At 66.8% G+C, this 12,781-nt stretch carries 12 protein-coding genes; 10 read left to right on the forward strand and 2 right to left on the reverse strand.

What is annotated here, in order from left to right; genetic code table 11:
• The first annotated feature begins 16 nt into the window (after positions 1-16).
• The 3 genes from dnaG (at position 17) to CKJ84_RS07920 (ending at position 3,660) form a co-directional block, all read left to right on the forward strand.
• A complete protein-coding gene (gene dnaG, locus CKJ84_RS07910) occupies positions 17-1,909 on the forward strand; it encodes a DNA primase (RefSeq protein ID WP_095546547.1) in 1,893 nt (630 codons plus the stop codon).
• Between the two features lie 108 nt (positions 1,910-2,017).
• Positions 2,018-3,076 carry an HNH endonuclease signature motif containing protein gene (locus tag CKJ84_RS07915; protein ID WP_095546548.1) on the forward strand — a complete coding sequence of 353 codons (1,059 nt, stop codon included), beginning with the start codon at positions 2,018-2,020 and terminating at the stop codon, positions 3,074-3,076.
• 101 nt (positions 3,077-3,177) lie between these two features.
• Positions 3,178-3,660 carry a hypothetical protein gene (locus tag CKJ84_RS07920; RefSeq protein WP_095546549.1) on the forward strand — a complete coding sequence of 161 codons (483 nt, stop codon included), beginning with the start codon at positions 3,178-3,180 and terminating at the stop codon, positions 3,658-3,660.
• 69 nt (positions 3,661-3,729) lie between these two features.
• Here the strand turns inward: CKJ84_RS07920 and CKJ84_RS07925 are convergent, their stop codons facing one another.
• Positions 3,730-4,365: a hypothetical protein gene (locus CKJ84_RS07925; protein ID WP_095546550.1), complete on the reverse strand. Its 636-nt coding sequence runs from the start codon at positions 4,363-4,365 to the stop codon at positions 3,730-3,732.
• Positions 4,366-4,408: 43 nt separating this feature from the next.
• Here CKJ84_RS07925 and CKJ84_RS07930 point away from each other — a divergent pair, with 43 nt between their 5' ends.
• Positions 4,409-5,011: a MazG nucleotide pyrophosphohydrolase domain-containing protein gene (locus CKJ84_RS07930; protein WP_095546551.1), complete on the forward strand. Its 603-nt coding sequence runs from the start codon at positions 4,409-4,411 to the stop codon at positions 5,009-5,011.
• A 6-nt stretch (positions 5,012-5,017) separates the two neighbouring features.
• On the opposite strand, the gene CKJ84_RS07935 is transcribed toward CKJ84_RS07930, so the two are convergent.
• Complete coding sequence (locus CKJ84_RS07935; protein WP_233125598.1) at positions 5,018-5,455, reverse strand: hypothetical protein; 438 nt, start codon at positions 5,453-5,455, stop codon at positions 5,018-5,020.
• A 161-nt stretch (positions 5,456-5,616) separates the two neighbouring features.
• Between CKJ84_RS07935 and CKJ84_RS07940 the strand changes: the two genes are divergently transcribed.
• From CKJ84_RS07940 to CKJ84_RS07965, 6 genes are all read left to right on the forward strand, one after another.
• On the forward strand, positions 5,617-6,429 hold the full coding sequence (locus CKJ84_RS07940; RefSeq protein ID WP_233125600.1) for a lytic transglycosylase domain-containing protein: 813 nt from the start codon (positions 5,617-5,619) through the stop codon (positions 6,427-6,429).
• A gap of 132 nt (positions 6,430-6,561) precedes the next feature.
• Positions 6,562-7,839, forward strand: coding sequence for a phosphopyruvate hydratase (eno, locus tag CKJ84_RS07945; RefSeq protein ID WP_095546553.1), 1,278 nt, complete (start codon positions 6,562-6,564; stop codon positions 7,837-7,839).
• Between the two features lie 175 nt (positions 7,840-8,014).
• Positions 8,015-10,117, forward strand: coding sequence for a CAP domain-containing protein (locus CKJ84_RS07950; RefSeq protein ID WP_095546554.1), 2,103 nt, complete (start codon positions 8,015-8,017; stop codon positions 10,115-10,117).
• Between the two features lie 61 nt (positions 10,118-10,178).
• Positions 10,179-10,790, forward strand: a complete 612-nt coding sequence (locus tag CKJ84_RS07955) for a hypothetical protein (RefSeq protein ID WP_095546555.1) — start codon at positions 10,179-10,181, stop codon at positions 10,788-10,790.
• 123 nt (positions 10,791-10,913) lie between these two features.
• A complete protein-coding gene (locus tag CKJ84_RS07960; protein WP_233125601.1) occupies positions 10,914-11,420 on the forward strand; it encodes a septum formation initiator family protein in 507 nt (168 codons plus the stop codon).
• Positions 11,421-11,624: 204 nt separating this feature from the next.
• Complete coding sequence (locus tag CKJ84_RS07965; protein WP_095546557.1) at positions 11,625-12,779, forward strand: ImmA/IrrE family metallo-endopeptidase; 1,155 nt, start codon at positions 11,625-11,627, stop codon at positions 12,777-12,779.
• Positions 12,780-12,781: the final 2 nt, after the last annotated feature.

A 12,781-nucleotide genomic window follows, 5' to 3' on the forward strand; every position in this document is an offset into this window, starting at 1 on the left:
CACTACGATTGGGCGCATGGCAAGGGGCAGGATTCCGGAAAGCGACATTGAGGCGATCCGCGAGCGCGCGGCGATTGAGGACATCGTCGGCGAGTACGTCCAGCTCAAACCGGCGGGCCACGACTCGCTGAAGGGACTCAGCCCGTTCAAGGACGAGAAGACGCCGAGCTTCCACGTCCGCCCCGCTCGCGGCTACTACCACTGCTTTTCCACCGGCAAGGGCGGCGACGTCTTCAACTTCCTCATGGAGCTGGAGCAGCTCACGTTCCCCGAGGCCGTCGAAGCGGTCGCGGACACGATCGGCTACCACATCAACTACCAGGGCGGATCCACGGGCGCGCGCGACGTCAAGCCCGGCACCCGCCAGCGCCTCCTGGCCGCGAACAAGGCGGCGCACGAGTTCTACCGCGAGCAGCTCGAGACCCCGGAGGCCGAGCCGGGCCGCAGTTTCCTGCTCGAGCGCGGCTTTGACAAGGAGCTCATCTACCGCTTCGAGTGCGGCTACGCGCCCGACGGCTGGGACACCCTGACCAAGCACCTGCTCCGCCGCGGCTTCGAGGTGCAAGAGCTTATCGACGCCGGCATATCCTCCATGGGCCGCCGCGGACCCATCGACAAGTTCCGTCGCCGCCTCATCTGGCCGATCAAGGACGCCGCCGGCAACACCATCGGCTTCGGCGCCCGCAAGCTCTTCGACGACGACCCGATGGGCAAGTACATGAACACGCAGGACACGCTCCTGTACCACAAGTCGAAGGTGCTATTCGGCCTGGACCTGGCCAAGCGCGACATCTCGGAGCGGCACCAGACCGTGATCGTGGAGGGCTACACGGACGTCATGGCCATGCACGCGGCAGGCGTGACCACGGCCGTGGCGGCGTGCGGCACGGCGTTCGGCGCGGACCACCTCTCCGCGATCCGCCGCCACATGCTGGACGACAGCTACTTCCGCGGCGAGCTCATCTACACCTTTGACGGCGACGAGGCCGGCCAGAAGGCGGCCATGCGCGCCTTCGAGGGCAACCAGCAGTTCACGGGGCAGTCTTTCGTCTCCGTCGCGCCGGACGGGATGGACCCGTGCGACCTGCGCCTGGCCCGCGGCGACGTGGCGCTGCGCGACCTGGTGGCCAAGCGCGTGCCCATGTTCGAGTTCGTCATCGAATCCCTGCTCGCCGACTACTCGCTCGACTCCGCCGAGGGCCGCGTGCAGGCGCTGCGCCGCACCGTCCCCGTCGTCGCCTCCATCAAGGACACCGTCCTGCAGCAGGAGTACGCGCGCCGCCTCGCCGGCTGGGTCGGCTGGCCCAACCCGGACGAGGTGCTCGACCAGGTGCGGAGTGCTTCTCGACGCCCCCAGAAACCCAACCGACGCCCCCGCCCCACCCCCTCCGCCTCCGAACCGGCCCCCGGCCAGCCCCCGGCCCTGCAACCGCCGAACCCGCAGGACCCGCTCCTGTGGCCGCAACGCGAGGCGCTGAAGATCGCGCTGCAATACCCGGACAAGGCGGGCACCTACTTCGAGGGCATCAACCCGGACGCGTTCACCAACGACGCCTACCGCCAGGTCCGCGAGGCCATCGCCAGCGCGGGCGGCGTCGCCTCCGCCACCGAGCACGGCGCAAACTTCCTCGCCGCCGTCGCCGCGGAGATGCGCGACCTGGCCGGCCGCAACTTCGTCTCCGAGCTCGCCGTCGAGCCGATCCACGCCGACGACATGGACCGCTACGTCGACTCCGTGCTTTCGCGCCTGCAGGAGACGCGCGTGGGCGACCAGATTGCGCAGCTGAAGTCCCAGCTCCAGCGCATGCGCCCCTCCGAGGAGCCGGAGGCCTACAACGCCCTGTTCTCGGACCTCGTGGCGCTGGAGCAGGCGCGCCGCGAGCTCAACGACCGCGCCTCGCGCGCCTAACCCCTTTTAGACGCAGCGGAGGCCGCCTCGGTTCCCTCGCGGCGGCAAAATCGGAGAAGAATCACAAACCCTTGTGACCTGCCCTGATGGGCCCATAGTGTGGTCGGCATGGACACCTTGACAGACATCGACGCGCTCATCGACCTGGACCGCCGCGCCATCGCGCTCGCGGGCCTCGTCGCGGGCATGACCGCCGCGGAGCTCACCGCGCGCGGTATGGAGGCGGATCGCGCCGAGCAGTTTGTCACCGTCGCCACCACCTTCTATGGCCCGACCTCCCACAGCGCCTACCAGCGCCGCTGCCGCGACAAGGCGCTGGAGAACGGCCACCGCCTGGACACGCTCGCGTACATCGCCCGGGCGTCGCGCACGATCACCGACCCCACGGAGCGCTGGCGGTTCCGCGAGGCGTTGTGCGCGACGTCTGGCGACGGGGCGGAGGTGCGTCGTCAAGCGCGAGCCCTCAAACGCACACCCACGCCGCCGCCCGCGCACGGCTACCGCGTGGCGCGCTACGCCGACGGCACGATGCGGCTCTCCTTCGTCGGGCCCTCGGCGCAGCTCCAGGACGTCGTCGACTCGATGGAGGCCGACGCGCAAAGCGATTCGCTTTTCGACGCCACCGCCTGGCTCCTCAGCCGCAAACCCGTCGCCGAAACCACGGCCGTCGCCAACGTCGTGCTCACCGTGACCGACTATGTCCGGATCCTCACCGGCGACGGCGACGACATCCGGGTCGAGATGTCCAACGGCGCCGTGCTCACGGGCGCGGAACTGCTCGAGCGCAAGCTGCAGGGCAACGGCTACATCACGCTTGTCTCGCCGATGGAGGGGCCGCTGAACACCTACCGGGCGCGGTTTGCCCACGACAAGCACCGGCGGATGATCGACACCGACGGCGCCCGGTGCTGCTGGCCGGACTGCCGCGCGCCGGCCGCGAAGGCGCAGGCGCACCACATCCACGAATACCGCGACGGCGGCGAGACGCACGCCGGGAACCTGTGCTGGCTGTGCTCGTTCCACAACGGAGTCAACGGATTGCCGCAGTTCGGACGGGTGGAGCGACGTGCCGGGCGGATCGTGTGGATCAGCCCGGGCGGCCACGTCGTACCGACGGGGCGCACCTACTCCGCGGTGGACGGGGAGCCGCCACCGACGTCCCCGTAAACGCTCACGCCAAGGCGCGCCGGTGAGGCGGCGCCGCTTTGGCGTGCCAAAAATTTCCGAACAGCTGTAACGCGCGCCGCATACCCGTAGATTAAATGAGTATGAGCACACAACACCGCGCGGCCCGCGTCGCCGCCCTCTCCGCAGTCCTGACCCTGTCCGCAACTTCCGTCATCAACGCCGCCCCCGCCTCCGCAGAAGAGCCCTTCGAAGGCAAAGACTGGACCGGCGGCTACTACGTCCCCGAAGAGGAGTTCCCGTCTGACCCCGGCTACGCCACCACGTGGCGCAGCTACGACGTCATCCGCTTCGGCGACCCCCGCTTCTTCGACTACGGCACCAACGGCGTCCGCGTCCTTGGCAAGTTCGAGGGCGACCGCATCCTCTGCCTTTCCAACGCGAAGGCCGGCATGCAGTCCTGCGAGGTCGAGGGCCAGAAGATCACGGAATTCCAGGGGCTTCCGAAGACGGTCACCACGGACCCGACCGTCGCGATGCTCTCGCCCGTCGTCGGCATCGTTCTGGCGCTCGGCTACAGGTTCAGCAACCTCGGCCTCACCGGCATCAGCGGCCTGAGCAGCTAACGCCCAAAAAACAAACGGCGCCCGTCCCCGAAACATTGGGGGACGGGCGCCGTCTGCATTGCGCGGGTGTTAGGCGTCGGCGTGCTTGCGCAGCGCGTACTCCACCGCGTCGAGCGGCAGGGAGGAGTCGTGGGCGTCGCGGGCCTCGCGAAGCGCCCTGAGGTACTCGGCGTAGTCGTCGGCGGTCCAGTCGGCGTCCTTGGGCAGCCCGGCGCCGGCGGCGCGCTTGGAGCAGATGATCACCGGCTTCTCGTCGCCGGCCTCCTGCGGCCCGGCGAGGAAATAGGCCACGTGCGACGCGAACTTCGGCGCCAGCCCGGTTTCAACGAGCGACGCGTAGGCGTCCACCGCGGACTTACCGCCGATGTTGCGGATCGCCTGCAGCAGCTGGTTGGCCTTGTGCTTGTTGCGCAAGAACTGCTGCAACTGCATGACCTGGTTCGACTGGCCGGCCGCGAACGCGAAGGCAGCGCCGAGGAAGTCAATGATTTGGTCGCGGTTGTACTCCGAGTCGGCCACGTCCTGAGCGAAGAGGAACACGTCGCGGCGGGTCAGCGACGCGGTGGCGTCGTCGCGGAACGGCGGGACGCGGCGGAGGTGGTGCGGCCACCCGGTTTTCCAGCGGATGGGGGAGAAGGTCGAGGAGTCTGCGGCGACGTCCTCGGGGGTTGGGGTGGCGTCGTGAAGCGCTTCTGCGATTGTCATGCGTCCATCCTTGCATGTCCGGGTGGCCGCTACAATGCGCGGTATGACTGTGTTGGTGCTTGATGCTCGGTGGCCGCAGATGGTGCCGGTGGACGTGGTGCAGCGGCTGGTTGGGCCGCTGGCGTTCACCGCGGAGGTGCCGGTGTCGGTGCGGTGGTCGCTGAGCGCGCCGTCGACGGTGGGCGAGCCGTGGCTGGTCACGACGGATCCCGCCGACCCCGAGGTGCGCGAGCGCGCCGCGGCCGGCGAGGACGTCGTGCGCGTGCCGTCGCTTGAGGACCCGATCGTGGAGGCCCGCCGCGTCATGCACGACGCCCGTCGCCGCGGCGAGTGGGAGCGGCAGATGACGCACGTGAGCCTGCTGCCGTTTCTTCGCGAGGAATCAGCCGAGCTGGCGGAGGCGATCGAGCAGGGCGCGGGTGATGAGGCGTTGAAGCATGAGCTTGCCGACGTCCTCCTGCAAGTCCTCTTCCACGCCGAAATCGCCGACGAGCGCGGCGCGTTCGATTTCGGCGACGTCGCTGCGGCGTTCGTGGCGAAGATGCGCTCGCGGGCCCCGTATTTCTTCGACGGGTCGACGGGGATCGTGGATCAGGCGACGCAGGACCGCCTCTGGGCGGAGGGCAAGGCCCGAGAGGCGGACTAGCCGCGGTTACTGCGCGGCGACGGCGGGCAGCAAGTTGCGGATCTCCGGCAGGCCGGCCTGCGAGGACATCTGCGAGCTCATCGCGATGGCCTGGGAGAGCGGGGTGGCCTGGTCCGGCTTGACCACGCCGCACTCGAGGGCGCGGTCGCCGAGCGTGTTCACGGTGGGGGCGGCGACGAGGCGCAGGGCTGCGTCCTCGCCGACGGCCTTGTTGACGTTGCCGACGAACTGGGAGCGGGTGGTGTTTTCGTCGGCAAGCCCGGTGCCGCGGACGACGGTGCGCAGGGCGTTGCAGTCCATCGTCTTGACGTTGCCGTTGAGGACGCGGACCAGCTCGACGTAGTTGGTGTCGGCGCCGGCGGTGGCGGGGGAGATGAGCGACGTGGCGACGAGGACGCCCGCGGCGGCGAGGGCGGTGCGGCGCAGGGCAGCGATTGCGGTCATGGGGGTTCCTTCCGGGAAGCAAGAATTTTCGGGTACGTGGCGTGGGCCGTTCGGCCGTCCGCGCAACAGCCTACACGTTACGCAAGTGACGCGTGTGACTTATGTGACTCACGGCCTGCCCGTTCCTGTCTGGCACCGCGGGGCCGGTATGCTCGGCAGCTATGGCAAATTCGACTCACGCCCGTCGCGCCGCTCGTGGCTGCGGCTGCGTCGGCCTCCTCGTCATGACGCTCGCCGTCGTGCTGGCCATCTCCGTGGTGGCGTGGGTCCTCTCGTTCCTGGGGCAGCCGATCCCGCGCCAGACCCGCACCCCGGTCCCGGACACGATCCCCCCGGCGGCCGCCGAGGCGCCCCCGCTCATCGACGTCCACGCCCCCGGCCGCACCTCCGACCAGCTCGCCGAGTGGGCCGCCCCGATCGCGGAGCAGACGGGCGTCGACGCGCAGGCGGTGCGCGCCTACGGCAACGCGGCCCTCATCGCGGCGGAGGCGTGGCCGGCCTGCCACCTGAACTGGAATACGCTCGCCGGCATCGGCTGGGTGGAGACGCGCCACGGCACGTACACGGGGCACACGTTTGATTCTGCCCGGTTGGGTGAGGATGGGGTGGCGGTGCCGTCGATAATCGGCCCCCAGCTCGACGGCAGCGAATCCTTCGCGGTGGTTCACGACACGGACGGGGGCGAGTTTGATGGCGACACGACGTTTGACCGCGCGCTCGGGCCCATGCAGTTTATCCCGGAGTCGTGGCAGCGCTACGGGCGCGACGCGAACGGCGACGGTTACCCGGATCCGCAGCAGATTGACGACGCCGCCCTCGGCACCGCCAACCTCCTGTGCGCGAACGGGCGCGATCTGGCCACGGAGGACGGATGGTACGACGCGGTGCACGCCTACAACCAGTCCAACGAGTACGTGCGCAAGGTGCGCAACGCCGCGGCGAACTACGCGCTGAACCAGTCGGCGCCCCGCTAAGGCCACACGTCCGGGCACATCCAAACACAAACGGGGCTACCGATTCCCCGTCGGGGCGAGCATTCTCGGCAAAACTCTGGAAGAATCGGGAGGCGGAAACTTCAATGTCCACACTCAAGGAGTTGAGCCACAATGGCTATCATTATCCACGCCTTCGCCCGCGAGATTCTTGATTCCCGCGGCAACCCCACCGTCGAGGCAGAGGTGCTGCTCGACGATATGTCAAACGGCGTCGCTGGCGTTCCCTCCGGCGCGTCCACGGGTGTGCACGAGGCCCACGAGCTGCGTGACGGCGGCGACCGTTACAACGGCAAGGGCGTGCAGAAGGCCGTGGAGAACGTCAACGAGGAGATCGCTGACGCTGTGGCCGGCATCGATGCTGATGACCAGCGCCTGATTGATAAGGCCATGATTGACCTGGACGGCACCGACAACAAGTCCCGCCTCGGCGCCAACGCCATCCTGGGCGTGTCCATCGCCGCTGCGAAGGCCGCTGCTGAGTCCGCTGGTCTGCCGCTGTACCGCTACATCGGCGGCCCGAACGCGCACGTCCTGCCGGTCCCGATGATGAACATCGTCAACGGCGGCGCTCACGCTGACTCCGGCGTGGACGTCCAGGAGTTCATGATCGCCCCGATCGGTGCCGAATCCTTCGCCGAGGCGCTGCGAATGGGCGCCGAGGTCTACCACGCGCTGAAGTCCGTGATTAAGGCCAAGGGCCTGTCCACCGGCCTGGGCGACGAGGGCGGCTTCGCCCCGTCCGTCGACTCCACCAAGGCTGCGCTCGACCTTATCGTTGAGGCCATTGAGAAGGCTGGCTTGAAGCCGGGCGAGGACATCGCCCTGGCGCTCGACGTCGCATCCTCCGAGTTCTTCGAGGACGGCGTGTACAAGTTCGAGGGTGGCGAGCACTCCGCCGAGGAGATGGCGAAGGTCTACGAGGAGCTCATCGAGCAGTACCCGATCGTCTCCATCGAGGATCCGCTGCAAGAGGACGACTGGGAGGGCTACACCAAGCTCACCGCCGCGATCGGCGACAAGGTCCAGATCGTCGGCGACGACTTCTTCGTCACCAACCCGGAGCGTCTCGCCCGCGGTATCGAGGAGAAGGCTGCGAACGCCCTGCTGGTGAAGGTGAACCAGATCGGTACCCTCACCGAGACTTTCGACGCGGTCGATCTCGCGCACCGCAACGGCTACCGCACCATGATGTCCCACCGCTCCGGCGAGACCGAGGACACCACCATCGCGGATCTCGCCGTCGCCCTGGGCTGTGGCCAGATCAAGACCGGTGCCCCGGCCCGCTCCGAGCGCGTTGCCAAGTACAACCAGCTGCTGCGCATCGAGCAGGAGCTTGACGACGCCGCCGTGTACGCCGGCCGCTCCGCGTTCCCGCGCTTTAAGAAGTAAGCGCTTTTCGACGCCCCCCTTGCACCCCGCCCAACGCGGAGTGCAAGGGGGTTTGGCGTGCCCGCATATTCTTCCAATTTTCTTGGGTAATGCTTGGGGCGTTCTGTGTACGGGCGGATAGGGTTGTGTATGCAACTTCCCGTGCATTGTTTTCGTGCTGAGAAAGGCCGTTCCCGTGTATTCCCGTACTTTCGTCGCCGTTGCTGCGGCGACCTCACTTTCCCTTGCCCTCGTCCCGGCGCCGGCGGCGCTCGCCACCGTCTCCGACACCGCCAGCGCTACGATCGCCACCACCGCTGATCCTGCGGACCAGTACCAGGCCGACCTGGCCACCTGGAAGCAGGAACTCGCCGACGCCGAGCAAGCCGTGGCGGACGCCGAGGAGGCGCGCACCGCCGCGGAGTCGGACGCTGAGGCGCAGCAGGCGAAGGCCGACGCGGCGCAGGCGGACCTTGACACCGCCACGACACGGTACGAGCAGGCGAAGGCCGACCTGGCCAACCTCGACGCGACCGCGCTGGAGCGGGCCGAACAGGAGGCGAAGGACGCGCTCGCCGCGGCGGAAGCCGCCGCAGCGGCAGCCGCCCAGTCCGCCAAGGATGCAGCCGCCGCAGAGGTCAAGGCGGCAAAGCGCCTCGCCGAGGCGGAACAGCGGCGCGATGCGCAGGCGGACGTTGTCGCGGAGCTCGAGCGCACGAGCGACGAGGCGGATGATCAGCTGTACTCCGTCGGCGCGGAGCTCGACGACCTTGAGCGTCGCGATTTTTCCGGTTCGGATTACTCCGTCCAGGACTGGAAGCGCCTGGCCTCCCAGTCCATCGAGGAAATGATCAACGAGTACCGCGAGGCCCACGGCCTCCACCCGCTGACGGTGCACCCCGTGTTTACGGAGCAAGCCGAGGCCTGGTCCGAGGTCATGGCGCAGGACTACGACGAGTCCGGCGATCTCGACGTCGCGTTCCGCCACTCGGATATGGACGGGTGGGGCCATTCCGGAGAGAACATCATCTTTGATTACAACTCGGGTCGTGGCAAAGAGGTCGACACGTGGACGCGCCAGACTTGGGAGTCGGTCCCGTACATGTTCTTTGACAGGTGGCGCCACTCGCCTGGGCACAACCGCAACATGCTTGCGCCGCATGTGCAGCGCATGGGTGTGGGCATCGCGACCGACAGCAAGGGCGGAATCTTCGCCACCACGATGTTCTTCATCGAGGACACTCATTCGGACGACAGCTTCTACCGGACTGACGCCATGACCCGCAAGGCGTTGGAAAGCGGCGAGCCGTTCTACCTCCCCGCGGGCGCAACCGACCTCATGCGAGCAGAATCCCTGGCCAACCCAGAGTTCAACCCCGGCGACGAACGAGATTACGGCGATTTAATCCTCGACGGCTTGGACAAGTCCGAGTACACCGATGCAGGACTGGATCCGTCAGTTGAACCGGTTGACCATACCGAGGCGATCGAGTCCTTCACCCAGCAGTACATCGCGCTGGAGCATCGCTCCACCCAGGCCGCGGAGGAGGCGTCTGCGGCTTCCGCGGAGCTCGACCGTCTCACCGGCCAGTTCGACGAGGCGAACGCCGCGCACGAGGACGCCACCGCCGCGAGGCAGAACGCGGATCAGGCCGAGGTGGACGCGGGCGTCGACGTCGTCAGCGCGAAGGCCCGCCTGACCTCCGCATCCACAGCGCTGGAGCGCAAGCGCGCGATCCCGCGCGAGCCGTACGAGCAATCGCTTGCCGACGCCACCGTCACCCTCGACCACGCCAAGTCCACCCTCAAGGCGGAACGCGCAGCAGCCGCCGAGCTTTCGGAGGCGCAGGGCCCTGCGCGCGACGCCGTCGAATCCGCCCGCGCTGCCCTCGAGCAGGTGCGCGCCCGGGAACCGCAGCCGCCGGCACCGGCACCCACACCAACGTCGCAAGACGTGACGCCGACCGAGACGACTACCACCGCGGCCACGCCGGCTGAGACGACTACGGCAGCCACGCCGGCCGAGACGTCCACGGCGGCTGCGACGACCGAGACGACCACCCCGGCGACGCCGGCGGAGACGACCACGGCGGCCACACCGACCGAGTCGACCACCGCGGCCACGCCGGCTGAGACGACCACCACCACGGCCCACGCTCCCGCGGAGCCCGGGGGCAGCAGCACGGCTGGGACCGCCATCGCGGTCGTCGCCAGCCTGCTGGCAATCCTCGCCGCGGGGATCGCGTTCGCCCCGCAACTGGGTATCGACCTCTCCCAGTTCGGTATCCAGCTGCCCTGATAATAGGGCGGGCGCTTAGGCTTGTGTGTGTCATCCCCCGCACACCTAGAAAGGCCACCCCGTGTCATCCCGCTCCGCGCGCGCCCTCGCCATCGCGGCGGCCGGCTCCGTCATGCTGGCGCTCGCACCTGATGCTGCTGCATCCGCCTACGACGCCCAACTCACCGCCGCCGAGCAGGCAGTGACCGACGCGAAGACTGCGCTCGCGGAGGCGAAGCAGGCGGTCCAGTCGCAGCAGGCCAAGGTCGACGCCGCGCAGGCGGCGCTGGACTGGAAGGTGGAGGCGCGCAACGTCGCAAAGCGCAAGCTCGAGGCGCTCGACGCGGACGCCGCTGACGAGCAAGCTCTTGCCGACGCCACCGACGCAGTCAACGACGCCAACATCGACGCCGAAACTGAACGCGTCGAACTCTCCGTGCGCAAGCAGGCCGTGGAGGACGCGCGGGAGGAGCTGCGGCGCGCCACCGTCGCGCTGGCCAAGGCGCAAGCGGCCGAGCCGGAGGTGCCGGCTTCGCCGGAAACGCCCGCCGCTGGCCCCGGCAACGATGGCAGCACTACCGCGGGCACCACCGTCGCAGTGGTCCTGGGCGTCCTTGCCGCCCTGGGCGCCGGTGTGGCACTCGCGCCGAGGCTGGGCATCGACCTCTCTGGGTACGGCATCCAGCTGCCGTAGTCGCCCGCGCGCCTTCACGCGCGCCCGCTCCGGAGGGCTACACTTCGAATCACTATGTCCTCACGCGTAACGCAGGAGCCCGGCCGGAGACGCGGGCGCAACAAAGCACCTCGAAGGGTGCCGGTGGCTTCGCGCGAGCGCGAGCAGCGCCGCCGCGCCGAAGAGGCTGCCGCTGGCATGAAGAAGCGCCGCCTGCCCGCGCTGTTCCAGCAGGACATCACCAGCATGGCCATCCTCATCGCGCTCGTGATCGCAGTCCTCATCGCCATCGCGGTCCCGCTGCGCAACTACTACGAGGGCCGCGCCGAGATCGCCCGCGCGCAGTCCTCCATCGAGCAGCTGGAGCGCAGGAAAGCGCAGTTGGAAGAGGACATCGCCAAGTACGACGACCCCGCTTACGTGGAGCAGGAGACACGCCGTCGCCTGGGCGTGATGGCGGAGGGGGAGTCCGCCTGGCGCATCATCGACCCGCGCATGTCCCACAGCCCCTCCATCACCACCGATGAGCTTCCCGACGAGCGCTCCTGGCCCGCCGTCATGTGGGATTCGCTCCGCGAGCTCCCGGAGTCGGAGAACACAGCGCCCGAGTCCGCGGAGGTCCCTGATGAGCTCGAAGTACCTGCTGAATAAACACAGCTTAGAACGCAGGCCTTTCGAATAGCGGCTTGCAGATGGCATTTTTCATTTTGGCGAGCAGCCGGATATAGGTATTGAAAAGCGTGGACGAACTGGAATATTCTGGCTCTTGATTGAATTTACTCATGTGAGACAGCCAAAACTAAGTCCAGCTGTTGACCACTGACGTGCCAAAGCGAGATTGAAGGGAGGGCAATAATGGGGACTCTGCGCATTGAAATTAACAAAGATGTTCTGGACTGGGCACTGCAACGTACAGGCCTAAATGAAGAAAAGCTCCTCGATGAGTTTCCTAAACTCAACGATTGGCGCAAAGGCGACGTTGCCCCCACGTTCAAGCAGGCGAAGTCCCTGGCGGAGAAGGCTCACATCCCGTTTGGCCGCCTCCTTCTTGATGAACCTACGGGTGAAAAGACTGATGTCCCAGACTTTCGTACCGTAGGAAATCAGCGACTCGATGGGATGAGCCCTGACCTCCAGGAGGTGATTCACTCAGCTGAGGGTCGTTTGGCTTGGTATGCGGAGTACGCCGCAGAGGTGGGGATTCCTGGTCCTCAAATTCTCCGACTCGTTCAGGAGGAACTCACTCCGAGCGCAGCCGCGCATCGGACCAGGCTTGCCCTGGGGATCGACGCGGATTCCCCAATCTCAGGGCGAGACAAGGTCGGGGCCCTGGTGACCCAAATGGAGGATGCCGGAATGCTTGTGTCTCGGAACTCCGTTGTCGGAAACTCTACGAGCCGTCCCCTCGACGTTGATGAATTTCGGGGGTTTACCTTGATCAATGGTACTTACTGTCTGGTGTTCATTAACACTCGAGATGCAAAGACAGCCCAGCTGTTTAGTCTTGCCCATGAACTGGCGCACGTGGCTTTGGGGAAGGCCGGTATTTCAAATCATAGCGAGCACCACAAAGTCGAGCGTTGGTGTAACTCGTTTGCATCAGCATTTCTCGCTCCCGAGGCGTCAGTGACGCCACGGTACGTCAAGGGAAAACCTCTCCTAGAAAACATTGCATTGCTGGCAGCTGAGTTTGGCATGAGCCGCGAGGCGGTGCTTTGGAGGTTAAGGGAGATCGGCCTCATCGATGCTGAAGCGGCCAGCAAGGTACTGGCACTTGTCCGCGCAAATACAGAGGCGAAAGCCCCTAAGGTTAGCAGTACGGGTGGTCCAGCGTTCCATGTTCTGGTGCGGTCTCGTGTGGGCGGACGGTTTTACGAGACGGTTACCCTGGCAGCCCAGTCAGGAGAGGTAGGCGAGAGAGATGCCGCACGGTACCTTGGAGCTGCCTCGTACGAGTCGCTTAGAAAATTGATTCAAAATAGCGCTTGGGCGACCCAGGAGGTTGTATAACC

It is taken from the genome of Corynebacterium sp. NML 120412 (assembly GCF_002285155.1).
In the GTDB taxonomy this organism is placed as follows: domain Bacteria; phylum Actinomycetota; class Actinomycetes; order Mycobacteriales; family Mycobacteriaceae; genus Corynebacterium; species Corynebacterium gottingense.